A 25382-nucleotide genomic window follows, 5' to 3' on the forward strand; every position below is an offset into this window, starting at 1 on the left:
TTCTTCTCAATTGCTGTTCTCAGTGTATTCCCTTTCTCAGCAGAACAACGCCGTGTGGCAGTTATAAGCACCACACTCCCTAAAATAGGCAGAGTCCCTGTTTTGTTTCAAGACTATCGGCTTTTCCAAACCGTTCACTTTTTCAGTTTATCCGCCCGTTTTGCATATATCTTGTCGAAATCGTCATGAAAGCATCAAGATCATGTACGGGATTTGCGGATCGCGCTGGATGAGAGCGACGAACGCGGTCCATGGATGAAGGTCCAGGCCGGAGGTGTGCGACGCGCCAGCATCGGCGCATATTGTTCATCGACGCGACTGTCGGAGAATGTCTGCGCCATGCGTGACGACAGATAGGCCAGCGTCGAACCCGGCCGGTCGATAACCGCAATCGGAAAATTCTGCGCAATCTCGCGCCAGCGCTGCCAGCGATGGAAGGAGGCGAGATTATCCGCCCCCATCACCCAGACAAAATGGACGCCGGGATTGGCATCGCGGATGAGCGCCAGTGTATCCGCCGTATAACGCACGTTGAAGGCTGCCTCGAGCGCCGTCACCTTGATGCGCGGATCGGATGCAATTTCCTCGCTCAGTTTCAATCGATCGGCAAGCGGCGCCAGTTCGCGACTGTCCTTCAGCGGATTGCCGGGCGTCACCATCCACCAGAGCTGGTCGAGCTTGAGCCGCCGGATTGCGATTTCCGCCACCAGCGCGTGCCCGCCATGCGGCGGGTTGAACGAGCCGCCGAACAGCCCGACCGCCATGCCCTTCTCGACATAAGGCATGCGCAGATAATGCGCATCGACACCAGGATATTGCGCCTTCAATGCGGAAAGCCCGAAGCCGAATTTCATTCGAACCTAACCACGGATCTGACCGTCACCGCGAACGCGATATTTGAACGAGGTCAGCTGCTCCACGCCGACCGGTCCACGCGCATGCATCTTGCCGGTGGCAATGCCGATTTCCGCGCCCATGCCGAACTCGCCGCCATCGGCAAATTGCGTCGAGGCATTGTGCAGGAGAATGGCGGAGTCGATCTCGTTGAAGAAGCGCGCAACCGCTGCCGCATCCTCAGCCACGACAGCTTCCGTATGGTGCGAGGAATAGCGGTTGATGTGCTCAATGGCGCCCGAAATACCGTCAACCAGCGCAACGGAAATGATCGCGTCGAGATATTCGGTCGACCAGTCCTCTTCGGTTGCAGGCTTTGCTGCCGGATAGAGCGCCAGCACGTCCGCACTCCCGCGAATTTCACAACTCTTGGCAGCCAAGTCTTCAAGGATCGGCACCAGATGCATCGCAGCTGCGGCACGATCGACCAGAAGCGTTTCCGCCGCGCCGCAAATGCCGGTGCGCCGCATCTTGGCATCGACCGCAATCTTGCGGGCCATGTCGAGATCGGCGGACTTGTCGATATAAAGATGGCAAATGCCTTCCAGATGCGCGAAGACCGGCACCCGCGCTTCCGACTGAACGCGCGCAACAAGGCTTTTTCCACCACGCGGCACGATCACATCAATCGCACCGTCCAGACCTTTCAGCATTTCACCAACAGCGGCCCGGTCGGTCACTGGCACGATCTGGATCGCATCGGCTGGCAGGCCGGCTGCTTCGAGCCCCCTGACCAGTGCTTTATGAATGGCAGCCGACGAATGCGCCGAATCCGAACCGCCACGCAGGATAACGGCATTGCCTGCCTTGAGGCACAGCGCACCGGCATCCGCAGTCACATTGGGGCGGCTTTCATAAATGACGCCGATCACACCGAGCGGCGTGCGCACGCGTTCGATATGGAGCCCGTTCGGACGATCCCATTCGGCAATCACTTCGCCCACCGGATCAGGCAGGGCTGCGATAGCGCGAATACCGTCAGCGATGGCACTGATCCGGCCGTCATCGAGCGCCAGCCGGTCAACGAAAGAGGCTGCCATGCCGTTCTTTTCCGCATTGGCCAGATCAAGCTTGTTGGCTTCAAGAATATCGCCACGCGCTTCAAGCATCGCATCGGCGGCAGCAATCAGCGCCCTGTTCTTCTGTTCAGTGGTAGCGATGGAAAGAGGGGCTGCGGCAGCGCGCGCCTTGCGGCCCACTTCCGCCATCACTGCAGCAATGTCGTTTGCCGTTTCTGCCTTGGTCAGCATCCCATCTCTCCTATGCGACTTCTGCATTGCTGGCAGCACGCACAACCAGATCATTGCGATGGATCATCGCCGCGCGAGCATCATAGCCAAGAATTTCACTGATCTCATCGCTTTTATGGCCTGCGATCTTGCGCGCGTCCTCGGCATCATAAGCGATCAGTCCGCGCGCGATTTCGCGTCCGTCCTCGTTCAGCACCGCAACCGTATCGCCACGCTCGAACTGGCCGTCGATTTCCTTCACGCCCGCTGGCAAAAGCGACTTGCCCGATTTCAGCGCCTTGGCCGCACCGGCATCCACCGTCAAACGGCCGGCCGGTTCAAGATTGCCGGAAATCCAGGTTTTCCAGGCATTGACCGGCGCACGCGCCGGTTCAAACAACGTTGCGCGCTCCCCGCGATCAATTGCCGAAAGCGGGCCGAAACGCGTGCCCGAGGTAATAATCATCGCGGTCCCTGCCGCATTGGCGATCTTGCCCGCGTCGAGCTTCGTCTTCATGCCGCCGCGCGACAGTTCCGACGCCGCCGCTCCCGCCATGGCCTCGATCTGCGGGGTGATGGTTTCGACCAGCGGCAGAAACTCGGCGTCCGGGTTCTTGTGGGGCGGGGCCGTATAAAGCCCGTCAATATCCGACAGCAGGACAAGCAGGTCCGCGCCCATCATGGTCGCTACACGTGCGGCCAGACGATCATTGTCACCATAACGAATTTCGGTGGTTGCCACCGTATCGTTCTCGTTGATGACCGGCACGGCCTTCAGCTTCAACAGCGTCTCGATGGTCGCGCGCGCGTTGAGATAGCGGCGGCGCTCCTCGGTGTCGGACAGCGTGACGAGAATCTGGCCTGAACGGATGGAATGACCGCCAAGTACATCGGCATAGGCCTTGGCGAGCGCGATCTGGCCTGCGGCGGCTGCGGCCTGACTTTCCTCAAGTTTCAGCGCCTTCTTCGGCAGCCCCAGAACGGTGCGTCCAAGTGCAATAGCACCGGAAGAAACCACCAGCACCTCGACGCCTGCATGATGCAGAGCGGCAATGTCCTGCCCGAGGCTTTCCAGCCAGTCCCGCTTGAGACCGGCTGCTCGATCCACAAGAAGGGCGGACCCGATTTTAACAACGATGCGGCGATAGTTTTTCAGTTGCTTCAGCATGCCTTCATTCCCCTCGCCGCATCCAAAGCGCATCCCGAAAAGTGTGAAACGGTTTTCGGACAAGATGCGCGCCCAAATAAAATCCGACGCTTATTCTTCGGCTTCCGCCGTACCGGCCTCTGCGGCGCGGCTCTGGTCGATGACGCTTGCGAGCTGGCGCAGAGCATCGTTCAGACCTTCATGGCTGACGGCTGAAAGCAGCAGCGGGTCGCGCCCACATGCCTTTTTCAGCGCCTTGACCTTGGCCTTGCGCGCTTCAGGATCAAGCGTATCAATCTGCGACAGCGCAACGATTTCCGGCTTGTCGGCAAGCCCGTGTTCATAGGCCTCAAGCTCACCACGAATGACCTGATAGGCCTTGGCGACATCTTCTTCCTGCGCCGAAACCAGATGCAGCAGAACGCGCGTGCGCTCGACATGGCCGAGGAAACGGTCGCCAAGACCGACGCCTTCACTCGCACCTTCGATCAAGCCCGGAATATCGGCGATGACGAATTCGCGGCCATCCACGCGGGCGACGCCCAGATTGGGATGCAGCGTGGTGAACGGATAATCGGCAATCTTCGGCTTGGCAGCTGTCACACTTGCAAGGAAGGTGGATTTTCCGGCATTGGGCAGACCGACCAGACCAGCATCGGCGATCAGTTTCAGGCGCAGCCAGATGGTGCGCTCGATGCCTTCCTGTCCGGGATTGGCGCGGCGCGGCGCGCGATTGGTCGAGGTCGTGAAATGCAGATTGCCGAAGCCACCATTGCCGCCCTTGGCCAGCCGGTAGCGCTGGCCGATTTCGGTGATATCGCAGATCAGCGTTTCGTCGTCTTCCTCGAAAATCTGCGTGCCGACCGGCACCTTGAGAATAACGTCGTCGCCCTTGCCGCCCGTCATGTTGCGGCCCATGCCATGCATGCCGGTCTTGGCCCGGAAATGCTGCTGATAGCGATAATCGATCAGCGTGTTGAGGCCGTTTACAGCCTCGACCCAGACATCGCCGCCGCGTCCACCATCACCGCCATCGGGGCCGCCGAATTCGAGAAATTTCTCGCGGCGGAACGAAACCGCCCCCGCACCGCCATTGCCGGAGCGGATGTAGATCTTTGCCTGATCGAGAAACTTCATCTGAACGTAACCTTCTTGGATGCCCGCACTCTGGCGGGCTTTTGGGCGGCAGACGCCCTGAATATTGTTACATGCGGGCCTGTGCCCGCATGTGGTGTGTTGCAATTACAGCAAAAGCGGCCTCCTGCAAACAGTCGAGGAGGCCAGATTTCATCCGAGTTTGTCTTTCCAGACCGGATCGGTGAAATCGATATAGATCAATTCCTGATCCAGATACTGGCCCTGCACGTAAAGTGACTTGGGTTCGACACCGAAAGTCTTGAAACCGAGCGCATAATAGACGCGCTTGGCGGCTTCATTCGTGGCCACCACCTTGGCATCCAGAACGACGACCTGCTTTGCGGCATGGTCGATGACCTTGCTGACGAGAGCCTTGCCCAAGTCCAGCCCGCGCGCTTCGGGGGCCACATAGACACCCCAGAGCGTGCCGCGATGGCGTTCGGACTTGCGGTCGTGGCGGAAAAGGCCAGCCGTTCCCAGCAGGTTTTCACCGTCGAAGGCACCGAAAACCACATTGCCGTCCACCTGCTCCAGACGGCGTGCGAACACGCTGTCCGAATAGGCATTCTCTTCTTCGAAACTCGAACCGAAGGCCATTGGCGCACGCTGCAAAGCGCTTAATCTTATGGCTCGATAGCGATGCAGATCGCCCTTTTCGAGCGCACGCACCACGATCTTCTCGCGTGCGATTGCATGAGTATCCATCATTTCATTCCCCGTTATTGTTGGTCCTGCGACCTATAAGGTTTGGCACGCAGGACCTTTTGTTTACGACTGCCAGCTTCTCAGCCCGATCCAGGTGCGACGATCAAGGACATAGCGCTCGACCGGCACATTGCCTGCGGCAAGCGAATCCGCCATGCCCATGCTGCTGAACTGGAACCCGCACTTGTGGATCACCCGGCGGGAGCCGCCATTGCTGGCCCGGCACGAGACATGCAGCCGCTCGATGGCAGTTGCACGGAAAGCCAAATCGATCAGGGCGTGAGCGGCCTCGGTGGCAAAGCCGTGCCCCCAATAGGGCTCACCCAGCCAGTAGCCGATTTCCAGCCCCTCGCCATGCTTATGCGCATGAATGCCGCAGCAGCCCATAAAGATGCCGGTTTCCGCTTGCGTGATGGCGTAGATGCAATTGCCCATCTCGCCTTTTCGCACGCGCTCGACAAAATCGACCGCATTTTCACGCGTGTATGGATGCGGCATGCGGGCAAGCATACCGGAGACGCGGGCGTTATTGGCAAGATAGGAAATCGCATCCACGTCTTCGACATGCGGCGGGCGCAGGACCAGCCTTTCAGTGACGAGGACAGGACAGTCTAGTTCATAAGCCAGATCGGGGGCCAGATCATCTGCCAGACTGGTCGCCAAGCCGACAGCCTGGCCGGGCGACAGATCGGTGTAACTGTCTCTTCTTTCGCTACTGCTTGCGTCGTAACAATCTTCTTCCAGAACTTCGACAACCATTTTTCGTTCCTCCAGATGCAAAAAGGGAAGATGGTGGCCCCATCTTCCCTTCGATCTTTTGGCTAGGCTGCCATTTGCACCGGGTCCGATGGGACGCCGGTGCTTTAGAGAGTGCCCGGCTTACTCTGCTGCTTCCGCGATCGGGTCTACCGATACGTACGTGCGGCCGTTGGCTTTCGTACGGAAAGATACAGAACCGTTCGTGGTTGCAAAAATCGTGTGGTCCTTGCCGAGGCCAACATTGGCGCCCGGATGCCACTTCGTGCCGCGTTGGCGCACGATGATGTTGCCGGCGAGCACAGCTTCGCCGCCAAACTTCTTCACGCCAAGGCGTTTGGATTCTGAATCGCGACCGTTACGCGAGGAACCGCCAGCTTTTTTGTGTGCCATTGGTGTTCTCCTTTAATCTCTCTACTTACTCAGCCGACTCGGCCTTGGCTGCTGCCTTCTTAGGCGCTGCCTTCGGAGCCTTCTTCTCGGCGGCCTTCTTGGAAGGCTTTGCGCCGTCGGTGAGGATCTCCGAGATACGGATGGTCGTCAGTTCCTGACGATGACCGCGGGTGCGCTTCGAATTCTGACGACGACGCTTCTTGAACGCGATGACCTTGCGGGCACGGCCCTGTTCGACGACTTCGGCGGTGACAATAGCACCGGCGACGGTCGGGGCGCCAATGGTCGAGCCGACCATCAGAACTTCTGCGAATTCTACGATGTCACCGGCTTCGCCAGCAACTTTTTCGACCTTGATGAGGTCGTTTGCGGCAACGCGATACTGCTTGCCACCGGTCTTGATGACTGCGAACATTTGTTGTCCTTTCGGTTGTTCGGTCCGGCTCTCATTTCCACGACATTGGCGTCGAAGTGATGGGCCGTCTTTTTATCAGTCGGTTGATGAGCGGGCTTTTGGCCCCTGATCGCAGCCCGGAAAAGTCCGAAATCTGCAATCAAAACAATAGGCGCGGACTACCCCACGCCTAAGGTCTGGTGCTTATAGGTGTGAAGCGGCAGAAAAGTCAACAATTTTCACAACGGAATGCAAATTAGGTCTTGTCTAATTGCCTCTGGCTCGTTAATGAGCCGCTACACACTTAGCATTCGCTTTAGATGCTTTTCAACGGCGCGATTTTTATAGATCGTTTTACCGTAGTGCACAATGCGGAGAGGTGGCTGAGTGGTCGAAAGTACCGCACTCGAAATGCGGCGTGGGGGTAACTCCACCGTGGGTTCGAATCCCACCCTCTCCGCCATTTTGAACCTGGGTAGCCAGTGTTTCCCCTCGATCTTCTGATTTCTATTCCTCTTCTGTCCCTTTGCTAAAATTGGCTTGGCCACGCTGGAGGCACAGCCTACTTCAACTACGCTCAACGATGAACCGGAAGAAGTGCAGCAATGGTGAGGTAAATAGGTCCGAAGGTTGTGGACAGGCTAATCATTGCAACCGTTGGGTCTTGCTCTTTCTAGCTCCACCGGGAGGATTGGCTTAAGGGGGTAGAATCATGGCTCGCTTCAGCAAAGTATTCAAAATTTCTGGGAACCAGTCTACATTAGACTTTGTGGACATAGATCTGAGTAAAGACACCCGCCTTTACCTCGATCCGTATGCTATCCAGATCCGTGACGATGAATGGTCAGCCAGGTGTGGTGATCATATTCGCTCGTTTTTTGTTGAAGTGCTGGGAGCGCTAAGGGATAATAACGATCATCGTGTAATTCACCTGCTCAGCCAGCTACACGAACCCAATGAGACGTATTTGGGAGAGTCCAGGGGAAAGCCTAGCGGACGTGGGTGGGGTAACGACAAAGCTGCGTTGCTAGCCCAGGCTCTTCGTAACAGCCAGGCCTTCAATACAGGCTTGATTAGCGACATTTCGGAAGCAGAAATGTTCATCCGCGGCGTCGGTCCGGACATGATCTCTGATCTAACCACAAACGTGCTACGCGGCCTCCTGGCCGACTATACCGCTGATCAATGCGAGCTGTATGGTGTGCCACTTCGTCCCGCAAATGCGCTTGGGCCAGTCTGGAACCCGCAAAGGCAAGATTGGGAAGCTCGGGAACTTATGCTCCCGCGGCACGCACAGCGACCCATACTTCTAGTTCCAAAGTTTTCGGTGCGCTTTCGGTTAAGCCTGAATAGCCAAGAATTCTACAATAAGCACATGATAGAGTATCTTAGATCCGAATACCTCCAGGCTGGTGGGGCGCTCGTTGAGACACTCAAGAACAAAAAGAAGGTCGTCTATAAATATAAGGTCGAGGAAAAGCATCCGCTAATCAAAGATGATCTTGCCGCGTTTGCTGCTCAACATCCAGATGTTCTCGAGTTATACAAATCATTGAAAGGCGCTGCGGGGCCAATTGCCTCGGAAGACATTGATAAGTTTTTCAACGAGCGTGAATATGCCTTGCTGCTCGCAAGTGCTCTGGTGGAAATTCCTGCTGGAAGCAAGGATGCGAGCAACTATCATAACCACTCGCTCGCCATCTGCACGTTCTTGTTCTATCCCCATCTCATCACCCCGGTAAAAGAAGCGGAGTTGCACGAAGGTCGTAAACGTCTCGATATAAGGTTCTCTAACTCTGCCGAGACTGGGTTCTTTCACAAGATGATCGTCGGTAATCAAACGCGTGCTATGAACGTCCCGGTTGAATGTAAGAACTATCAGAAAAAGATTGCAAACCCAGAGTTGGATCAGCTTGCTGGTCGTTTCGGTCATCAACGCGGTTTCTTCGGTCTTTTGCTTTGCCGGTCGATGGACGACAGAGCAGCGATCATTAAGCGCTGCCGTGACACCGCAAACGACCAGCGGGGATATATGCTAGTTCTCGAAGACGCTGATCTCATTACCATGCTCAATTTCGTGGCCGATGGAAAACGAGGCGAGATCGATAAGATTCTTGATGCAAGGTTTGTCGAGATCACCAACTGAAAAAGCTGAATCACCGATTAGGGTTTCTCTATGGCAGTTACACAAGGGCATGGTAATCCCCATTGGACTCGCGACGAGACGCTTCTCGCATTGGATCTTTATCTCGCCCTCAAAGGGCAAATCCCATCACCTAAGGCCTCTGAGATCCTAGATCTGTCGATCCTGCTGCGATCCTTGCCTTACCATGCGGAGGCAGCCAAGCAGCCTACGTTCCGGAACCCGGACGGCGTCGGTTTCAAGCTAATGAACATCCGCCAGGTGGCCACCGGTAAAGGCCTTGGCAACGTCTCAAATATGGATCGCCAGATATGGGCTGAGTTCGGGCAGCGACCGGACGAGGTGCGCGAGATTGCTGAAGCAATCAAGGCCGGAATCACGGTCATCGGGTCAGAACAATTGCCGGACGTCGAGCAAGAACTGCCTGAAGGTCGGCTCCTTACAGCCCTTCACATTCGTCGAGAAAGAAATCCCAAAGTTCGCAGGATGCTCCTAGACAACCGTCGTGCAGCTGGATTCCGGTGCGAGATCTGCAATCTGACTCGGCCCGATCTAGAAGAACCTCTTCGGGAGGCTATCTTTGAAGCGCACCACCTGGTGCCGCTCGCGGAAGCCGGTGAGCGCAAGACGAAATTGGCTGACTTGGCTTTGCTATGTGCCTGCTGCCATCGTCTTATTCATCGAGCCATGGTGTCGAAAACAAGATGGATTGACCTTGACGAAGCCCGAACTATCCTCTTGCCGGAATAACATGCCCGCAACGGCGCAAACAAAAGAATTACGCATGACCCACCCCATTTTCAGGTGATCTAGTATCAACCATGAGGTGCAGACAAGGATACCTTCTGTGGAATGCAACTGATTGTTACCAGGGGCGCTCCTCCAACGCGCTAGAAACTCGACCTCTCCGCCATATTATCTTGGGTGACAAGGTTCTCTTCAAATTTTTTCGCAAGTCGAAAACAAGGCGATTTAGAGCTAAATTGACGCTGGGCCACATTCAAGGCGCTCTACCAATTGCTGAACGTTAGAATATCCTCTTTGAGCACTAGTTGCACTGGGCCACCCAATTGCTCATTCCAAAAAGGTTGACGAACATTATCAAAACCTGCGCCCAACCACTCTACGACTTTCACAGTCTTCCCGCTGCGTTTCTGAGCAATCAATTGATTAAGATGCAAATCATTACCGGAATAGCCAAACAGAACAATCTCCGAGCTCTCATCCACAGCCCTTCCGAGAAACTGCCAATAAGCCTGCAGAATTTCTGAGGCCTCGATGATCGCCCTCTTGTGTGCGACATGCGTTAATACGATGTGCTGCCCTACGTGTTTTAAGTTCCGTGAGCTTTTTCCTAAGGTTGAAGACGACAGTTTATGGGGTTTTGACTTATCTCTGTCTGCAAATAAAGGGCAACCATGCAGATGCAGATACCATCCGCCCTGCTCCTTGTTACGAAACATGTTTTTGATATCGAACTTCTGTTCATAAAATCCATCTCGTAGAAGCTTATCTGCTCCGAGTATCCCGGCCACTTCAAACGAAGACGATAACAGACCATCATAGTTCAGTGTCGCCACATGTGACTGGGTGGCTTGAATGGTATTTACCAAACTGAAAACAAATTCGTTAGGCAACCGGCATGGATTACCGGCGTTTTCACCGTGCGTATATTTTGCAAGAAACATCTTTCTCGCAACCTCGAACGCAAATCGATGAACTGCATCCGGAAAATCCCTGCCATGAGGAGACAGCCAATGGCCATGATCCTTGGGATTGATCCCTAACAGAACCTCGCAGGCCCCTACTATTTCTTGGAGTTTAGCTAGCTGTTCCTCTTGAGAGGGCCTATCAGTTCCTTCTGGCAGGCAAGCAAGGATCAGCTTTTTTTGCGCCTCAGACAGAAGATCATCCGACCAAACTGAAGTCATAACGCTGGTCAGATTATAAACATCAGGTGCAAGAGACATTCCGAGGCCATTGCCGAAGATGAAAATCTTTCTCATAGGCCACCTACATCGCAGCCCATTTCGCCATATTCTCTGCAACACTATCGACAGCTAAAGCCGCTGTATTGCTCGTTCCGGAATATACTTTTCCCGACACGGCGTCGAACAGCTTGTATTGATAGTTTGGTGCAGTCTTTTTGAATGCCTCCTGCAGTATATAGCAAGCGCAACTAGCCCTAGCCTTATCCATCGGAGGGTTCTGCATAGCCCAAACATGGTAAACACTCATAACACCTGCGTTTTCCACCATAAACTGGGGAGCAACCCTAATAACTAACCTTCCATCAGCTAAACTAACAGACCCTTTCTTTTCAAACTTATAGATTTTTTTCTTTTTTCCGAACTTAGCTATAAATGTGCTAAATGCAGTCTTATTGTAGCTCACCTCTCCAGGTCGCGAAGATTTATTGAGAATATAATCTACTTCGTCCTGCGATTTCTTGTCTATATGAGCCTGTATAGCCATATTTAGGCTTCGATAGAAGTCATACCCTGCGCTGGGCTGCATGCGGCGCGCTACCTCTGCAATCTGTCTTGCAGTATCCATGGAGTATATTCGGATGAATGCATTGAGAGACAACTTAAGGGTGGGTGCATCAGACGACATCAAAGCCTCAAAGAATCAGGAGAAAATATCTCTGTGATTTATAATCCAGTATCCAGATCAACTTTCAATAGATCTCTAGTAAAAAACCACTAATATTTGTGGAAGGTATAATAGCGGGATAAATCTTGGCTTCCTATCCGGGGCGTCCTACGCGAGATCTTCGAAACAAATTGGAGATCACATGGCAACGATACGAAAGCTCAGAGGACGCTGGCAAGCACAGGTGCGCAGGCGTGGAATGAAGCCACGCTGCAAATCTTTCGATAGTAAGACAGAGGCCGAAAAATGGGCGCGTGATCTGGAAAGCCAAGTCGACAAATTCGGCGCAGCACCAGACACACGCGTTCTCGAAAGCACAACGCTCGGCGCACTGATGAAGCGATACGCCGAAGAGGTGTCGCCAGCAAAGCGGGGCGCTACGCAAGAGATACAACGCCTCGGGGTGCTTCAGCGTCATGAACTTGCTTACCGGACGCTGGTCGGACTGTCTCAGCAAGACATTGCATCATTCAGGGACGAACGCCTGAAAACCGTGAAGCCAGCTACTGCTGTGCGTGAGCTTGCGATCCTCAGCCACGTTCTTGATGTCGCCATGCGTGACTGGGGCTATCCCCTCGCCCAGAACGTCGTGAAGATGATCCGACGACCGACCATCAATAATGCACGTTCACGCCGCCTGAGTGCGTCCGAAGAGCGGCGTCTTTTGGAAGCTTGTGACGACGGTAGAGTCGAATGCTTCCGTGCGCTGGTCGTCCTGGCAATCGAGACCGGGATGCGTCGTGGAGAGATACTTGGTCTGAAGTGGACTGACATTTCACATAATCGGCGCGTCATTTCACTGGCGATGACCAAGAATGGCTCCAGCCGCGAAATTCCGTTGTCAAAGTGCGCCTATGAAGCGTTGATGACGCTGAAGCAGAGCGAATCTGTAGATCAATCTATGCCTTTCCGCATGACAATTTCAGCGTTTGAGCAGACGTGGAAGCGCATCATCAAGAGAACCGGGATCGTGGATCTGAAGTTCCACGACCTTCGTCACGAAGCCGTCAGCCGTTTCTTTGAACTCGGACTGAACATCATGGAAGTGAGCACCATATCCGGTCATAAAGAGCTATCAATGCTGAAGCGATACACGCATTTGAGCGCCGACAGTCTTGTTAGTCGCCTTGGCTGATGCAACCTTTAGTCGATTTAAAATGTTTACATTCAACCAATAAATCACCTACCGATGTAAACATAGCGCTTCAAAATCGACTGATTACAACCATAAATGCCAACCAAAACGATCAGAATGTTGACGAAACTTCGCGCCGTAGGTGCGCTATGTTGACAAATGTTTACACTATGTTGTCATTTTCGGCCTGATTTCATGTTTTTTGGAAATCTGTCAACATTGGCGTCTGCCAGGGCATTCGGTTTAAGAACAGAAGCCTCTTCCAAACCACGATGAATCAACACGTAGATACATCTACGAAGGAAACCTAAACGTCACCGCCAAAACTCGATTCTTCGAACCCTTGCGGCGCAGCGCCGAAAACAAATTCGCTGGCTTTCCTGCCGCGATAGGCAATCAGCGGGACAACTTAAACCGGTCGCATCTTCAGGGGCTCGCCTACGAGCCGAGATGACGACTAGCAGATAAAAATCGAACCTGTCAGACTGATATGGACGATTGCCAGAGACGCGCAGCTCGAAACTTTCTTCTGCGTCGGTGAAATGCAACCTCCTCATTCAAGCACCCGCCCCTCAGGTCATCGATGACGCGGATGTCGAAGTCCTAGAAGAAACCAATAGTAGCGATGGGGATGCCTTATGGCACCACCGAGCTCTCAAGGCTGAAACCTCCCATACCCGGTAAATGACCAGACTGCCTCACTGGCGAGCACCAGCCCTCAGATAGCACATTGTAGCGACCGACAGCACGGAGCGCGCTGGTGAGCAACCTCGAGTCAAAGAGCATTGATACCCACGCGAACATGCGTATGCGCTCACACCACACATTCGCTATAACGCAAGTAAGAACGATGCGTGAATGAAGTCCGCTGGCGACACGTGATTTTTCCGCTCACGACTTTCTGCATCTCAGCAGCTTATCCGTTACAACGTAAATAGCAGCGCTGCAAAATGATCAAAATTCACAACGGCCAGGTCACCCCTGTCTGAAGGAGAAGTTATGCCCCCAAGTGATCAGACTTTATCGAACAGGTTAAATGATCTTGTAAAAATGAGAACTATCCTGCTCCCGAGAGACTGGAAGAACGAAAGCGCTTTGATGATGAACCGGTGGTTCGACTACCGTTTCACTTCGCCCCTATCGTTAACTTTACTGTTTGCTCGCATCTATCAGGAAAAGTTGCGTGCCCACATTCGCCGACACGAAGATGTCATGAAAGCCAATACAGTAAATGGCACAAAAACGGATCTGCCATTTACTAGAGAGGCATGGTTTACGGCTCTTTGGAAGGCGAGGCAGAGAGCTGACGAGTTCTTTCTCCCCTACGATGCATACATTGAGTTCTGCTTTGACTTTTCCTCACGCCGCAAACGGCGTTGGACGATGTTGCCAAGTCAGCTTCATCCGTCACCAGCAAACAAAGAAGCTTGGCTGGAATACTTTGACAAGTTTTATGCAGATCGCATACCGCACCTGATCCTAAGAGCGGGAGATAGCCCCCATTATCGACTGGAAAATAATATCAACCTGCCAGCGCAAAACGCATTTCGTGAAATCATGCTGGCGGTGCTGAAGGATTCAAAACGCGTGATGTCTGACCAGATCAGTGAACGCGTTCACGCCAAGCGTCATATCGATATAGCCTCAGCACTCGAGCTTGTGAAAGAAGAATACCGGGAGGAAGTGGCAAAAAGCGCGATGTCCTCATTCAAGGATGGGACTTGGTCAGCTGAACCAGAAACGAAGCTGGAAGTTGTGAACCTGCTTCCAAGCTGCTTCGGAGTATTGGAAGCGATCAATGCTCAGGAGTCTTCCTGCTCAAACTGTCCGGTGATCAAACAGTGTTTGCGTTTTGCAGAGCGGTCCTTGACTGAAACCGAACGCTTGACCGGGTTCTCGTCGCCAGCCTGGCACAATGAGAAAAAACGCAACCGGACGAATACTGCCAACTGCCGGCACAGGAAAGAAGCTGCCGCAACAGTGGATAAATCTCTTCTTTCTGAACCGGTGTGACATCTGTCTGCCGGAGGATGTAAGCGCCGCCTACGGTTTTATATTCTTTGAAGAGAATAATAACATAGGAAGCGCTTACATCCTCGGGCGAACATGAGACGCTTCACCTCTTTTTAGATGCGAAAACACTCCGGTTCATAAGAGACGCGGATGCGGATTCTGCAAATGCATTTCCTTTCAACGGACAAAACGAACCCCAGCAAAACCAAACCATGAAACGCGTTAGTTCCGGAACGGGCAGCGCATATCTAACAGGAGCATAAACCATGAAATACCAGACATTAGACCTCCGCCGGTTTTTCCGTAACCGGTTTGAGACATTCGTAGACCACGATGACGCCTCCGGTTCCCATGTAAATGATGGCGTGCCGTTAACTCTCGGTAATGTCTGCAAGCTGCTCGAAGACGACATCGAACCGTTTCCGCGTAATTACGATCAGGACTTTCGGAAGGTCTGCGGTCACGAGTATCTGATCTGGCTTCGCGAGTCGCGGACGTATGGTGATGTCGCACGGCTGCTCGCCTATCGTTTGAATGCGTTTGAACACGGTGTGCTGCGCCCCAACGGACGCTGGGTATCCGCATTATTGCGCGGTGAAGAGATCCCGCCGTCAAATATGGATATGCCAGCTAGTCGGCTTTCAGGAACCGCCACGATCTGACGTCGTCAGTCTCATCTTACTCTTAAGCGTCCGCGGATGAATTGAGTATTGCCTGGCAATATCCACGAGGCTAAGGCCGTGATCAACAAATGCGCTGGTCGCCTCGGCTATCTGTTCCGGTGACATAGCTGGCCTACGACCTATACGGCTGCCCCTGGCGCGGGCAGCTGCCATTCCCGCTCGAGTGCGCTCGCTCACCAATGATCGCTCAAATTCGGCCATAGCGGCAAGCAGATGGAAAAGAAGCCGCCCGCCTGACGTCCCCGTATCAATGCTTTCACTCATTGAGCGGAATTGAATACCACGCTCCTCAAGCTCCCTGACGAGCTTAATGAGATTGAATAATGAGCGCCCCAATCGATCGAGCCGCCAGACGATCAGGGTATCACCGGCGCGCAATCGCTTGAGCAATTTCGAAAGCCCTGGTCGTGAAAACTCGGATCCAGATATACCCTCGTCTGTCAGCACATCATGGCAACCAACCGCACGCAGTGCCGACAGCTGCAAATCGAGGTTTTGTTCAGTGGTGCTCACGCGAGCATATCCAAAATTCCGCATTCTGCGCCGAGCCTTACTATTCCGGGATCCTGCAGCGAATATACCCGGTAAAGGATTGATTTAAAGGAACCTTTTCATGCAGAGCGGGTTTTCTGTTGACCACGGAAAGCTGACTAAAGGATATCAGCAACTTACAGTGATGACGAGTTTGCAGGATCGTTCATGTCAGAAAGGTTCCCTTTCGTGCAGCCCAAACATCATGAATGTCGCGCATATGAAGCTCGTTTCGCCAGTGTTCACAGTCCTCGCGATTACTCTCTGCACAACGAACGCATCAATGGCCGCACAAGCCAACGTCCACCTTTTTCTCGATGCACCAACCGCAGAAACTACAATCGATGCGATGAGTGCGAGTTTTCGAAGCGAGCTTGTTGATAAGGATTTGAAGGAACGCTCATTAACTGAACGGCCTCGCCTTATGCTGGCATGTAACGATAAGCAGTTACAGACGCTTCATCTCTCGATACCGGAAGATTTGAATCCCTGGTCGGCCATCAAAGATGAGGTGCGCACAACGGTCGAGGTCAAGAGCGTAACAGGGATTGAGCCATTTACTGGCAATCTAATCGCGACACCATTGAGCAACGGGCTTAGTCTCTCGATGGACATCAGAGACAAGGCAGGAGCCATCGGGCGATCCTGGTATGAAGGCATGCCCATCACGCTGAGCGTTCCCTCGAAAAACAATCTGCCGGATCTTAATATCGTTCTCTTCGGCGCAGAGCCAACGAGACATTTCAAATCTGAGATTTCGGCAACGATCAAGGTATGCGAGTTTCTATCCAGTTCCTGAGTTTATCCGCCGCAGAAAATAAAGGAACGCAGATTCTCGCTCGATTGTTGATCAGATCTACACCGCAGTATTCGCATCCAGCCACTTTTCCAAAGCAGCAATCATTTCCGGCTGAAGTTTCGTTCCTCGATGCAGTGCCATGCCCACAGATGCATCCAGACGAAGGAATCCAATCTCGGCCATCACATCACCCATCGTGAGAGCCCGCCTGGACATGATATCTCTAATACGTGCAGCGGCATCGGGAATAAGCTTGCGTTCAATTGCAATCGGCGTTGATGGACCTGAAGGGACAACCGGTGGGCTGCTTTTTATATCTTCGCGCAGCCAGTTCAGAAACTCTCGCTGCTCAGCTCGACTGGCCTTCTCCCACGCGTTCTTCAGTTCATGCAACCGAGTGCGCTTCGTCTTCAGTCCGGTAGCCAATGCGGCATCAGTGACTGTTCGATATTTTCCGGCCTTAAGATCGGCATAGATCGTTGGGTGATCACGCTTTAGACGATCTTCAAAATACACATTGTCACGCACGGTCTTCTTCGCCAAACTAACTTCCACCTCCGAATGTCACTAAATTGGTCAAAAATATTCGCTAGCTCGTTTGGCATTTCCAATACTCTTAAGCAAATACACCGCGTGCGAATACAAATAGCAGCTAAAGCTGCGTATGTATTTTAACTGCGGTCATAAACGCATATTGCTCTCGCATGCGCTTTTAGTAATCTTCGCCCAAGAATGAAGTGATTCAGGTCGCAATCGGGTAAAGCGCAAAAGATATGAGCAAACTATTCGGAAACGCCGTGGTGTCGATACAGCTAGGGGTCGAGGATTACCAGTCCAACGATCCCCGTCGAGCAATATCGGCCGTCAGAAATTTCTATGCCGGGGTGCTCTTACTAGCCAAAGAGGCGCTCGTTAGAGCAGCGCCGGATGCCGACATGGAAGACCTTATCGCTGCCAGATACAAGCCTGTGCCCAATGGAGCGGGTGGCGTTGAACTTATAGCTGACGGTCACAACACAATTGATTTCGTGACGATAGGAAAACGGCTCAAAGATTTTGGGCTGCCAATCGACCAGAAATCCCTTGAGGAACTCAATCGTATCAGAAACGACGTGGAGCACCTATTTACTCAAAAGCCTGGTGAAGCCGTGCGAGAAGCAATAGCTAACGCTTTTCCAGTCGTCGTGCAACTGTTCGAGCATATTCACGAGTTACCGGGGACGCACCTTGGTAGCGCCTGGACAATCATGCTTGAAGCGAAAGCGCTTTATGAAAAGGAATTAAAGGCCTGCAGAGACACCTTTGCCTCAGTCGGCTGGATATCGGGAACAATAGCAGAAAATGGATTAATATGCCCAGACTGCGATTCGAAGCTGGTTCGTCAATCAGATCCAGCAAATACTGATCAAACTAATATCGAACTCTTCTGTCGTGCGTGTGAAGCTGAACCGAACATCGAGATGGCAATCGAAGTTGCGTTGACAGAAGCACTGAAAGGCGAGGTCTATCTGAGGGTCAAGGACGCGGGAGAAGATGGCCCGCAATACCACTGCACCGAATGCGGAAATGACACATACGTAGATTTCGAGGGCACCTGCGCCGTCTGTGGATACGAATATGGGAAAGAGGACTGCAACCGTTGTGGCAATTCGATCTCTCTCAGTGAGAGAATCTACAGTGAACATGAAGGTCTTTGCGGATACTGCGGATACATCTACGACAAGGTTATGAGTGAATAACGGTCCACTAAGCCACACCTCGGCCACAGTTACTTCAGGAACCATGCGGCCGCAGATTCGCGGACTAACGCTATTCGCAGCCCCCCGCTTCCGGACTACTACGCAGCAAACGGTAAGTTAGCGGAACATATCCAAAACCCCGCACTCGAAATGCGGCGTGGGGGTAACTCCACCGTGGGTTCGAATCCCACCCTCTCCGCCATATCACTTCAAGGTTGCGTGTCTTCCTGACAGGTATTCTCGGGCTTGCAGACCAGTCCGGCCTGCGCCAGCAGACCAGCTACGCCATCACGTGCGCCCAGCCCCTCGGGGTCGCACAGATATTCCATGTGATCATTCAAATATCCGGCCATAGGCGCACGCCAGTCAGGCGAGGTTTCGATCATCTGTTCAGATGTATAAAGCAGATATTCGACATATGCCCCATAGGCCGTGAGCTGCGTCGTGCCTCTCAGCGCACAATAATCGGCCTGGGCCAGCTCGGGCTTTTGCACCGTCAGATTCAGAAACTCGCGATATATTTCGCGCGCTGTCTGGTCGCGCTGAATGAGATCAGCCTGACCGACCTGATAGGGAATGATAACCAGCGCCGAGAGCGCGGCAAAGGCTGTAGCAATCCCGCCCAGAGCGGTTAACGGTTCAGTATTACGCCGCAACCAGTTCCACATGTTCAGACCTTGGGTTGCTCATGGGTGGCACAATGGATACCACCGCCAACCTCACCCACTGGATCGATATTCAATGTAACAATCTCCCGACCGGGATACAGTTTTGCAAGAATAGCAGCAGCCCGTTCATCGGCTTTACGATCCCCGAACTCGGCAGCTATCACCGCGCCGTTACAAACGTAGTAATTGACATAGGAAGACACGAAATCGTGGCTTTTCGAGCGGATATTATAAGGCTCCGGCAGAATAACCATATCGAGTTTGCGACCCTCAGCATCGGTGGCTGCGGCCAGAATGTCGTGCGTTTCGAAGGCAGCAGCCGACCAGGGGTCGTCGGGATCGATCTTATCTCCCATCTGGATTACCAGCTGTCCCGGCTTAACAAAACGGGCAAGCGCATCGATATGATAATCGGTGATATCGGCACCAATGATTCCGGGCGCCCAGATCATCTTGCGGGCGCCCATCGTATCCAGCAGCATCTTCTCGATTTCCGCTTTGCTGCCCCGATTGCGATTGCCATTGACGAAGGTGCTTTCATGAGCGATCAGCGTGCCATGGCCGTCGGTTTCAACACCGCCGGCTTCCCCCACCAGCCCGGTGTCGAAAACCTGCAACCCCAGCCGTTCGGCTATCCGCGCGGCGATCTGACCGTCTGCCCCATGGGTCTGCTTGTTGCCCCAACCGTTGAAGTTGAACTGCGTGACGGCGAGACCACCCTTGCCATTCACGACAAAGGAGGGACCGGAATCACGGCACCACAAATCATCGGTTGGAATGTCCCATAATTCCACATTCCGCGACACAAGCTTGCGAACTGCGCGGTGGTGCTGTGCCGCCGCCAGCATCACGACCGGCTCGAATTCAGCAATGGTGTTGGCGATTTTCGCGATCGTTTTCTGAATGTCATCCAGAAAATCAGGATCGTCATAGACCGTCGGATTCACCGGCCATTGCATGAAAGTGCGTTCATGCGGTTCTGTTTCTTCCGGATACCAAAAACCGGCAGAACGAGCCGATTGACCTTCAGCCTGCCCTCTCTGTGACTGCGTAGACATAGCAACGGCAGCAGCGGCAGCACCCAACAAGGTTTGGCGACGGGTCATCATCGTATCACCATGAAAATAAAAAGGAAAAAATGTATTTTAGAGCATCTTTATATACGGTAGAGCGACCCGGTCTTGCTGTCAACAAAGGCCCGCTTCTCCGCGACACGTAAACCATGCTAGAAGCGTATCATGACTGTGTTATCCGCCGTTACTCCCGTCTATCACCCTCCGCTGGAACCCTACCTCTCGATCCTTCATCGCGATGCAGGCTTTCTCGTGCTGGATAAGCCGAGCGGCCTCTTATCCGTACCGGGGCGTCACCCTGCATTGTCGGACAGTCTCGCAACACGCGTTCAGGAACAGTTTCCGCAAGCCCAGATGATCAATCGTCTCGACAAGGACACGTCGGGCCTTGTGCTGATGTCGCTCAACCGCAAGGCACATGCTGCCATCGCCTCGCAGTTTGAAGCGCGGACGACGCAAAAATCCTACGTCGCGGTGGTCTGGGGGCTTGTCGAAGATGACGAAGGGCTGATCGACCTGCCTCTGGCCATAGACCCCGACAACAAACCGCGTCATCGTGTCGACCGTGAAAATGGCAAACCAGCACAAACCCGTTGGCGGGTTCTGGATCGGGACGAGAACACAACGCGTCTGCGGCTCCATCCCCTCACAGGGCGCACGCACCAGCTGCGTGTACATATGAAAGCGCTCGGCCACGTGATCCTTGGCGACGAATTCTATGCCGAAGGTGAAGCGCTGGCTGCTGCAGATCGCCTTCTGCTGCACGCGGAAGAATTGTCTTTCCAGCATCCCGATGGTCGTTCCGTGACCTTTACCGCGCCCTGCCCCTTCTGAGAGCATCCATGTCGCAGAAAATCGATACATCGGAACTGGTCGTTGATTTCGTCGGAGGCGCTGTCGGCCACCGGTTTCGTTCCGGCGAAGGACGCGGACAGGCTCTCGCCAAGGCCGCAGGTCTGACACGCGATGCCACGCCGGAAATCGTGGATGCGACGGCGGGGCTCGGACGCGACGCATTTCTGCTGGCATCGCTGGGTGCAAAGGTAACTTTGATCGAGCGTTCCGAAAAGATGCACGCTCTTCTCGCTGAAGGGCTGGCGCGCGCTGCTGAAGAAGGCGGTCGCTATGCCGAGACTGTCGCGCGCATGACACTTCTGCTGGGTGATTCCAGCCTGCTCCTGCCGGATCTGAAGCCGCAGGTCGTGCTGGTTGACCCGATGCACCCTCCGCGCGGGAACAGTGCGCTCGTCAAAAAGGAAATGCGGCAAATCCGCGAGATCGTCGGCACAGATCCGGATGCCGAAAGACTGATGCAAGTGGCGCTGGAAGCCGCGCAGAACCGCGTGGTGCTGAAATGGCCCCTGCGTGCCGACCCAATGGTCGGATTGCGCAAACCTTCCCACCAGATACTCGGCAAAAGCACGCGCTATGATGTGTTCGTCAAAGCCAAGCTGAGTTGAACATCATGCAGCAATTATGACTGGTCGCTCCCGCCTGTAGTGGATCCGCGCAACATTTCGCCGGAATAGACACTGAGGCCATTGCGCCCTTTCGCCTTGGCGTCATACATGGCCGCATCCGCAGCCGCCAAGAGTTCCCCCGCCGCACCGCCATGTCTTGGGAAACAGGCGACGCCGATACTGCAGGTGACCTCCAGACATGCCCCGTCCAGTTCGACCGGCTCGCTGATCTTCCGCCTGATTTCGTCCAGCCGGGAGCAAAAATCACCTTCATCCGCCTGCAAAACCAGAATGAATTCATCGCCTCCCATGCGACCGGCTAGTTCACCGTCGCGCAGGAGCACCGAAATCCGTCCGGCAATCCGTTGCAGGAGCTTGTCTCCCGCTGCATGGCCGAGCGTATCGTTGACCGGTTTGAACTGATCCAGATCGAGAAAGCCAACAGCCACCCTCCGAGATCGGGAAGCTGCCTGTTGGAGAATCTCGTCGAGCCTTCGCTCCAGGAAGGCCCTGTTCGCCAGTCCCGTCAGCGTATCGTGTTCGGCCAGATAGCGGATGCGCTCATCGGCAATGCGCCTGTCTATGGCAATGCCGGTCAGCCTCGCTGCAGTAGTGAAAAACTCCCTGAGATCAAGGTCTTTCGAAGCGTCAACATCGGCCACCAAGCCTAGAAAACCGTGCCCCTCAGCGTCCGCAGACGGAATCTCGATGCAGAATATGGTTTGGCTGTCTGGAAGCAATGTCCTCAACACCACTTCGAGACTCGCGGCAGAAAGCGGCTCAAGCCCACCTCTCAAACCGGTCACCAGTTGAGGCAGCGAAGGCGCGGATATGACGACTTCGTCAGTCGTTTCCCCGGTAACCATGGCAACACAGTGAACACCAGCTGTAATATCTTCCAGCAAATGTGCCAGCTGATCGACAAATTCCGGTATGGCAACCGCGCTGACCGTCATTTCCAGAATACGGGCCTGAACCTGCATGAAGCGTTCAGCCCTTTTCTTGATGGAAATGTCACGAGACACACCCACGACGCCGATAATATTGCCGCTTCTATCGCGCAAAGGCACGCGCGAGATCATGAGCCAGCGATCAGCCCCGCCGCGCATGGCGCGTTCTTCATAACCGAGATCCGGCTGGCCGCTTTCCATGACCTGCTTTTCGATTTCGGAAATGCGAGCAGTGATCGCAGCTTCACCATGAATTTCGAAGTCGGTCAGTCCGACCAGATCTCTGATGTCCGATAGTCCGTTGTTGCGAACCACAGCATCATTGGCAAACAGGAACCGACCCTGCAGGTCCTTGGCATAGATGAAATCTGGCACGTGATTGATCATTGCGACGAGCCAATTGAGCTGCTCTTCGCCTGCACAGGCGTGATCGCCCGGGTTCAGTTGTGATGGCTGACACCCCGCGTGAGCAGGATGTAGATCACCCTCATTCTTATCGGCATCTTGCAATGCCTTATTTGCCAGACCTTTAATGGATAGAGCCCCTCCATGCTTTCATGACCATATTAGCAATCTTTTGATTAGTGGGAATGGCATAAAACGGTCGTACCATCGCTTTGCGTCACATCCGATACTCTTTTCCGTGACTTTACGTGTGGTGTGCAAACTGCCAACATCACTCCGGAGTACAACCATTTAGGTTTCCGGTAACGGGGACGAACATCCAGTTTCATTTAGGCAGTTCTTTCACAACAAAACATTCCGATGACGAGGTCTCATGAAACAAGGCATCGACCTGACAACAGCCCCGATCAATCAGGCTTTGCTGCTTTTTGCGTTGCCGACGCTTGGCTCTTCCATATTGCAATCGGCCAACGGTTCGATCGATACGATCTGGATCGGCCAGTTGCTGGGCGAGAATGCACTTGCTGCGACGACAAACGGCAACCTGGTCATGTTTCTGCTAACCGCCTTTGTCTTCGGTTTCGGCATGGCATCGACGATCCTGATCGGACAGGCATTCGGGCGGCGTGATGTCGAGACAGCGCGCGCAATAGCGGGCACCACGGTTGGTACTTTCGTGCCGCTTAGCATTGTCGTCGCCATCATCGGCTGGCTACTCGCCCCAAAGGTGTTGGATTTGCTCGGAACGCCTGAAGCAATTGAACCGCTGGCGCGCGCGTTTCTGCAAGTTACGTTCCTCGCCATGCCGGCGATTCTGATGCAGACGACATTGATGATGGCATTGCGCGGCAGCGGCGACGCCATGACCCCGCTCATATTCATGGGAATGGCCGTTCTTTTGGATATAGCGCTCAATCCCCTTTTCATTCTGGGCTGGGGGCCGTTGCCCGCACTCGGTATCGCAGGGTCTGCCCTGGCGACGGCTGCCGCCAATTACATAAGCCTCGCAGCGATGCTTTATTATATCTACTACCGTGATCTGCCTTTGCGCCTGCGCGGCGAGGAATTATGGCTTCTAGTTCCGGACCGGGAATTACTGCAGCTGATCTTCACCAAAGGACTGCCAATGGGCGTCCAGATGATTGTGGTTTCCAGTTCGATGCTGACCATGATGCGGCTGGTCAATCAGGAGGGGGTCGATACGACAGCCGCCTTCGGCGCTACGCAGCAGCTCTGGACTTATGTGCAGATGCCGGCAATGGCGCTTGGCGCTGCTGTCAGCGCCATGGCTGCCCAGAATATCGGTGCGGGAAAATGGGATCGCGTGAGTTCGATAACGCGTATAGGGGCGATTTATGCAGTTCTGATGACGGGAGCCCTGGTTGTGCTGCTGCTTCTCGCGGATCGACAGGCCATGCAGATATTTCTCGGCGCGGACAGTCCGGCAATCGCGATAGGCCAGCACATCGGGCAGATCGCGACCTGGGGCTTCATCGCCTTCGGCGTATCGATGGTTCTTTTCGGAACTGTAAGAGCAAACGGCCAGGTTATCTGGCCGCTCATCATTCTCTTCGTATCCATGTACCCGGTGCGTCTCGGTGTCGCCATTGGTCTGCGTGAACAGTTTGGTTCCGATGCGCTCTGGCTGAGTTTTCCAGCTGCAATGGTATCAACCCTGCTGATGGCGACGGTCCTTTATTTTCACGGCGGATGGAAAAAGAACTCATCGATGCATATCGACGCCCACGAACTTCAAGGGGAAGCGGCTTGTGTATCGCAATCGACAGAAGCCGCCCCATCGAGCAATGCGCTTGCTCCCAATGCTCCGCTTGTGGTGGAAGTCGAGCCCGGGACGTAAAGTTCCTGTTCAACCGATGGACCGCATACAGTTCACGCTCCGTCAAGGCTACACAAACGATAGGCTGGTTGGGTTATTGTTTCACAAGCTTCACCTGCAAGGGCACGGGGCGTGACACGATCCCCGTCTGTACGACGAAAGGAATCCTTCATGCTCCAACTAAGACCTATGCGAGAGGATGAGTTCCCGACTTATCTCGGCTATTTCATTCCTGACTACGCAGCGGAGGTTGCATCAAGTTATCGTCTTTCCGACGTAGCCGCTCTTGATCAGGTAAAACGAGAAATGGCTTCGGACTTGCCCGACGGTGTCAATACGACTGACCAGATCTTGCTGTGTTTGATCGACCCTGCCTGCAGTCCGGAAAAGCTTCTCGGCTATCTCTGGTACAAACAGGATCCAGCGAAACAGGTAGCATTCATTATGGACTTTTACATCTTTCCCTCTTTACAGGGGAAGGGATACGGCAAGCTGGCCTTAACAACCCTGGAGGTCGACTTAAAGCGTCAAGGCTTTCAGCAAATCAAGCTCCGCGTCGCCGCTGACAACGCGCGTGCCAGGCATGTTTATGATGCAACGGGATTTCATGTGACGGGTATCAATATGAATAAGTCC

The 25382-nt window shown here is 53.8% G+C and carries 26 protein-coding genes and 1 tRNA gene; 12 read left to right on the forward strand and 15 right to left on the reverse strand.

Annotated elements, in window-relative coordinates; all coding sequences use genetic code 11:
- Positions 1 to 200 precede the first annotated feature (200 nt).
- From KWJ32_RS19520 to rplU, 8 genes are all read right to left on the reverse strand, one after another.
- Positions 201 to 854, reverse strand: a complete 654-nt coding sequence (locus KWJ32_RS19520; RefSeq protein WP_012091225.1) for a nicotinate-nucleotide adenylyltransferase — start codon at positions 852 to 854, stop codon at positions 201 to 203.
- Positions 855 to 860: 6 nt separating this feature from the next.
- Positions 861 to 2144, reverse strand: coding sequence for a glutamate-5-semialdehyde dehydrogenase (locus KWJ32_RS19525; RefSeq protein ID WP_012091224.1), 1284 nt, complete (start codon positions 2142 to 2144; stop codon positions 861 to 863).
- Positions 2145 to 2154: 10 nt separating this feature from the next.
- Positions 2155 to 3291, reverse strand: coding sequence for a glutamate 5-kinase (gene proB, locus KWJ32_RS19530; RefSeq protein WP_012091223.1), 1137 nt, complete (start codon positions 3289 to 3291; stop codon positions 2155 to 2157).
- Positions 3292 to 3381: 90 nt separating this feature from the next.
- Entirely contained in the window at positions 3382 to 4407 is a 1026-nt protein-coding gene (obgE, locus tag KWJ32_RS19535; protein ID WP_012091222.1) for a GTPase ObgE, read from the reverse strand.
- A 150-nt stretch (positions 4408 to 4557) separates the two neighbouring features.
- Positions 4558 to 5115, reverse strand: a complete 558-nt coding sequence (locus KWJ32_RS19540; RefSeq protein WP_012091221.1) for a GNAT family N-acetyltransferase — start codon at positions 5113 to 5115, stop codon at positions 4558 to 4560.
- Between the two features lie 60 nt (positions 5116 to 5175).
- Entirely contained in the window at positions 5176 to 5871 is a 696-nt protein-coding gene (locus KWJ32_RS19545) for a GNAT family N-acetyltransferase (protein WP_012091220.1), read from the reverse strand.
- 120 nt (positions 5872 to 5991) lie between these two features.
- Entirely contained in the window at positions 5992 to 6261 is a 270-nt protein-coding gene (gene rpmA / locus KWJ32_RS19550) for a 50S ribosomal protein L27 (RefSeq protein ID WP_010661520.1), read from the reverse strand.
- Positions 6262 to 6286: 25 nt separating this feature from the next.
- On the reverse strand, positions 6287 to 6676 hold the full coding sequence (gene rplU / locus KWJ32_RS19555) for a 50S ribosomal protein L21 (protein WP_010661521.1): 390 nt from the start codon (positions 6674 to 6676) through the stop codon (positions 6287 to 6289).
- A 352-nt stretch (positions 6677 to 7028) separates the two neighbouring features.
- Here rplU and KWJ32_RS19560 point away from each other — a divergent pair.
- The 3 genes from KWJ32_RS19560 (at position 7029) to KWJ32_RS19570 (ending at position 9548) form a co-directional block, all read left to right on the forward strand.
- Positions 7029 to 7118, forward strand: a tRNA-Ser gene (locus KWJ32_RS19560).
- A 249-nt stretch (positions 7119 to 7367) separates the two neighbouring features.
- A complete protein-coding gene (locus KWJ32_RS19565) occupies positions 7368 to 8801 on the forward strand; it encodes a hypothetical protein (RefSeq protein WP_151610322.1) in 1434 nt (477 codons plus the stop codon).
- Between the two features lie 30 nt (positions 8802 to 8831).
- Positions 8832 to 9548, forward strand: coding sequence for an HNH endonuclease (locus KWJ32_RS19570; RefSeq protein ID WP_151610323.1), 717 nt, complete (start codon positions 8832 to 8834; stop codon positions 9546 to 9548).
- 260 nt (positions 9549 to 9808) lie between these two features.
- On the opposite strand, the gene KWJ32_RS19575 is transcribed toward KWJ32_RS19570, so the two are convergent.
- Positions 9809 to 10804, reverse strand: a complete 996-nt coding sequence (locus tag KWJ32_RS19575; RefSeq protein WP_151610325.1) for an SIR2 family protein — start codon at positions 10802 to 10804, stop codon at positions 9809 to 9811.
- A gap of 7 nt (positions 10805 to 10811) precedes the next feature.
- The gene (locus tag KWJ32_RS19580; protein WP_151610326.1) at positions 10812 to 11354 is read right to left on the reverse strand and encodes a hypothetical protein; all 543 of its coding nucleotides are present in this window, start codon (positions 11352 to 11354) and stop codon (positions 10812 to 10814) included.
- A gap of 241 nt (positions 11355 to 11595) precedes the next feature.
- Here KWJ32_RS19580 and KWJ32_RS19585 point away from each other — a divergent pair, with 241 nt between their 5' ends.
- The 3 genes from KWJ32_RS19585 to KWJ32_RS19595 all read left to right on the forward strand — a co-directional run bounded on the left by KWJ32_RS19585 (position 11596) and on the right by KWJ32_RS19595 (position 15263).
- The gene (locus tag KWJ32_RS19585) at positions 11596 to 12588 is read left to right on the forward strand and encodes a site-specific integrase (RefSeq protein ID WP_151610327.1); all 993 of its coding nucleotides are present in this window, start codon (positions 11596 to 11598) and stop codon (positions 12586 to 12588) included.
- A gap of 999 nt (positions 12589 to 13587) precedes the next feature.
- A complete protein-coding gene (locus KWJ32_RS19590; RefSeq protein WP_151610328.1) occupies positions 13588 to 14601 on the forward strand; it encodes a hypothetical protein in 1014 nt (337 codons plus the stop codon).
- Between the two features lie 266 nt (positions 14602 to 14867).
- Positions 14868 to 15263, forward strand: a complete 396-nt coding sequence (locus KWJ32_RS19595; RefSeq protein ID WP_151610329.1) for a hypothetical protein — start codon at positions 14868 to 14870, stop codon at positions 15261 to 15263.
- On the opposite strand, the gene KWJ32_RS19600 is transcribed toward KWJ32_RS19595, so the two are convergent.
- The gene (locus KWJ32_RS19600; protein WP_151610330.1) at positions 15243 to 15821 is read right to left on the reverse strand and encodes a recombinase family protein; all 579 of its coding nucleotides are present in this window, start codon (positions 15819 to 15821) and stop codon (positions 15243 to 15245) included. The genes KWJ32_RS19595 and KWJ32_RS19600 overlap by 21 nt on opposite strands.
- A gap of 76 nt (positions 15822 to 15897) precedes the next feature.
- Here KWJ32_RS19600 and KWJ32_RS19605 point away from each other — a divergent pair, with 76 nt between their 5' ends.
- Positions 15898 to 16614 carry a hypothetical protein gene (locus KWJ32_RS19605; RefSeq protein ID WP_151610331.1) on the forward strand — a complete coding sequence of 239 codons (717 nt, stop codon included), beginning with the start codon at positions 15898 to 15900 and terminating at the stop codon, positions 16612 to 16614.
- 57 nt (positions 16615 to 16671) lie between these two features.
- On the opposite strand, the gene KWJ32_RS19610 is transcribed toward KWJ32_RS19605, so the two are convergent.
- The gene (locus tag KWJ32_RS19610) at positions 16672 to 17157 is read right to left on the reverse strand and encodes a hypothetical protein (RefSeq protein WP_256886171.1); all 486 of its coding nucleotides are present in this window, start codon (positions 17155 to 17157) and stop codon (positions 16672 to 16674) included.
- A 230-nt stretch (positions 17158 to 17387) separates the two neighbouring features.
- Between KWJ32_RS19610 and KWJ32_RS19615 the strand changes: the two genes are divergently transcribed.
- Positions 17388 to 18353, forward strand: coding sequence for a hypothetical protein (locus tag KWJ32_RS19615; RefSeq protein ID WP_151610333.1), 966 nt, complete (start codon positions 17388 to 17390; stop codon positions 18351 to 18353).
- 209 nt (positions 18354 to 18562) lie between these two features.
- Here KWJ32_RS19615 and KWJ32_RS19620 read toward each other — a convergent pair whose 3' ends face one another.
- Positions 18563 to 19021: a hypothetical protein gene (locus KWJ32_RS19620; protein ID WP_012091219.1), complete on the reverse strand. Its 459-nt coding sequence runs from the start codon at positions 19019 to 19021 to the stop codon at positions 18563 to 18565.
- Between the two features lie 2 nt (positions 19022 to 19023).
- On the reverse strand, positions 19024 to 20127 hold the full coding sequence (locus KWJ32_RS19625) for an agmatine deiminase family protein (RefSeq protein ID WP_115179287.1): 1104 nt from the start codon (positions 20125 to 20127) through the stop codon (positions 19024 to 19026).
- 132 nt (positions 20128 to 20259) lie between these two features.
- On the opposite strand from KWJ32_RS19625, the gene KWJ32_RS19630 reads away from it, so the two are divergent.
- Together KWJ32_RS19630 and KWJ32_RS19635 are read left to right on the forward strand one after the other, a co-directional pair.
- Positions 20260 to 20928 carry a pseudouridine synthase gene (locus KWJ32_RS19630; RefSeq protein WP_012091217.1) on the forward strand — a complete coding sequence of 223 codons (669 nt, stop codon included), beginning with the start codon at positions 20260 to 20262 and terminating at the stop codon, positions 20926 to 20928.
- Between the two features lie 8 nt (positions 20929 to 20936).
- Entirely contained in the window at positions 20937 to 21554 is a 618-nt protein-coding gene (locus KWJ32_RS19635; protein WP_012091216.1) for a class I SAM-dependent methyltransferase, read from the forward strand.
- 14 nt (positions 21555 to 21568) lie between these two features.
- Here the strand turns inward: KWJ32_RS19635 and KWJ32_RS19640 are convergent, their stop codons facing one another.
- Positions 21569 to 23014, reverse strand: a complete 1446-nt coding sequence (locus tag KWJ32_RS19640) for a diguanylate cyclase (RefSeq protein WP_012091215.1) — start codon at positions 23012 to 23014, stop codon at positions 21569 to 21571.
- Positions 23015 to 23282: 268 nt separating this feature from the next.
- On the opposite strand from KWJ32_RS19640, the gene KWJ32_RS19645 reads away from it, so the two are divergent.
- The gene (locus KWJ32_RS19645) at positions 23283 to 24767 is read left to right on the forward strand and encodes an MATE family efflux transporter (RefSeq protein WP_012091214.1); all 1485 of its coding nucleotides are present in this window, start codon (positions 23283 to 23285) and stop codon (positions 24765 to 24767) included.
- Between the two features lie 150 nt (positions 24768 to 24917).
- Positions 24918 to 25382: GNAT family N-acetyltransferase (locus KWJ32_RS19650; RefSeq protein ID WP_256886172.1), on the forward strand; the 465-nt coding region annotated here is incomplete at its 3' end.

The organism is Ochrobactrum sp. BTU2 (assembly GCF_024539785.1).
In the GTDB taxonomy this organism is placed as follows: domain Bacteria; phylum Pseudomonadota; class Alphaproteobacteria; order Rhizobiales; family Rhizobiaceae; genus Brucella; species Brucella anthropi.

Coding starts and splice junctions, on each gene's coding strand:
- KWJ32_RS19520 (WP_012091225.1), bottom strand. CDS start 854: ATGAAATTCGGCTTCGGGCTTTCCGCATTGAAGGCGCAATATCCTGGT.
- KWJ32_RS19525 (WP_012091224.1), bottom strand. CDS start 2,144: ATGCTGACCAAGGCAGAAACGGCAAACGACATTGCTGCAGTGATGGCG.
- proB (WP_012091223.1), bottom strand. CDS start 3,291: ATGCTGAAGCAACTGAAAAACTATCGCCGCATCGTTGTTAAAATCGGG.
- obgE (WP_012091222.1), bottom strand. CDS start 4,407: ATGAAGTTTCTCGATCAGGCAAAGATCTACATCCGCTCCGGCAATGGC.
- KWJ32_RS19540 (WP_012091221.1), bottom strand. CDS start 5,115: ATGATGGATACTCATGCAATCGCACGCGAGAAGATCGTGGTGCGTGCG.
- KWJ32_RS19545 (WP_012091220.1), bottom strand. CDS start 5,871: ATGGTTGTCGAAGTTCTGGAAGAAGATTGTTACGACGCAAGCAGTAGC.
- rpmA (WP_010661520.1), bottom strand. CDS start 6,261: ATGGCACACAAAAAAGCTGGCGGTTCCTCGCGTAACGGTCGCGATTCA.
- rplU (WP_010661521.1), bottom strand. CDS start 6,676: ATGTTCGCAGTCATCAAGACCGGTGGCAAGCAGTATCGCGTTGCCGCA.
- KWJ32_RS19565 (WP_151610322.1), top strand. CDS start 7,368: ATGGCTCGCTTCAGCAAAGTATTCAAAATTTCTGGGAACCAGTCTACA.
- KWJ32_RS19570 (WP_151610323.1), top strand. CDS start 8,832: ATGGCAGTTACACAAGGGCATGGTAATCCCCATTGGACTCGCGACGAG.
- KWJ32_RS19575 (WP_151610325.1), bottom strand. CDS start 10,804: ATGAGAAAGATTTTCATCTTCGGCAATGGCCTCGGAATGTCTCTTGCA.
- KWJ32_RS19580 (WP_151610326.1), bottom strand. CDS start 11,354: ATGGATACTGCAAGACAGATTGCAGAGGTAGCGCGCCGCATGCAGCCC.
- KWJ32_RS19585 (WP_151610327.1), top strand. CDS start 11,596: ATGGCAACGATACGAAAGCTCAGAGGACGCTGGCAAGCACAGGTGCGC.
- KWJ32_RS19590 (WP_151610328.1), top strand. CDS start 13,588: ATGCCCCCAAGTGATCAGACTTTATCGAACAGGTTAAATGATCTTGTA.
- KWJ32_RS19595 (WP_151610329.1), top strand. CDS start 14,868: ATGAAATACCAGACATTAGACCTCCGCCGGTTTTTCCGTAACCGGTTT.
- KWJ32_RS19600 (WP_151610330.1), bottom strand. CDS start 15,821: ATGCGGAATTTTGGATATGCTCGCGTGAGCACCACTGAACAAAACCTC.
- KWJ32_RS19605 (WP_151610331.1), top strand. CDS start 15,898: ATGCAGAGCGGGTTTTCTGTTGACCACGGAAAGCTGACTAAAGGATAT.
- KWJ32_RS19615 (WP_151610333.1), top strand. CDS start 17,388: ATGAGCAAACTATTCGGAAACGCCGTGGTGTCGATACAGCTAGGGGTC.
- KWJ32_RS19620 (WP_012091219.1), bottom strand. CDS start 19,021: ATGTGGAACTGGTTGCGGCGTAATACTGAACCGTTAACCGCTCTGGGC.
- KWJ32_RS19625 (WP_115179287.1), bottom strand. CDS start 20,127: ATGACCCGTCGCCAAACCTTGTTGGGTGCTGCCGCTGCTGCCGTTGCT.
- KWJ32_RS19630 (WP_012091217.1), top strand. CDS start 20,260: ATGACTGTGTTATCCGCCGTTACTCCCGTCTATCACCCTCCGCTGGAA.
- KWJ32_RS19635 (WP_012091216.1), top strand. CDS start 20,937: ATGTCGCAGAAAATCGATACATCGGAACTGGTCGTTGATTTCGTCGGA.
- KWJ32_RS19645 (WP_012091214.1), top strand. CDS start 23,283: ATGAAACAAGGCATCGACCTGACAACAGCCCCGATCAATCAGGCTTTG.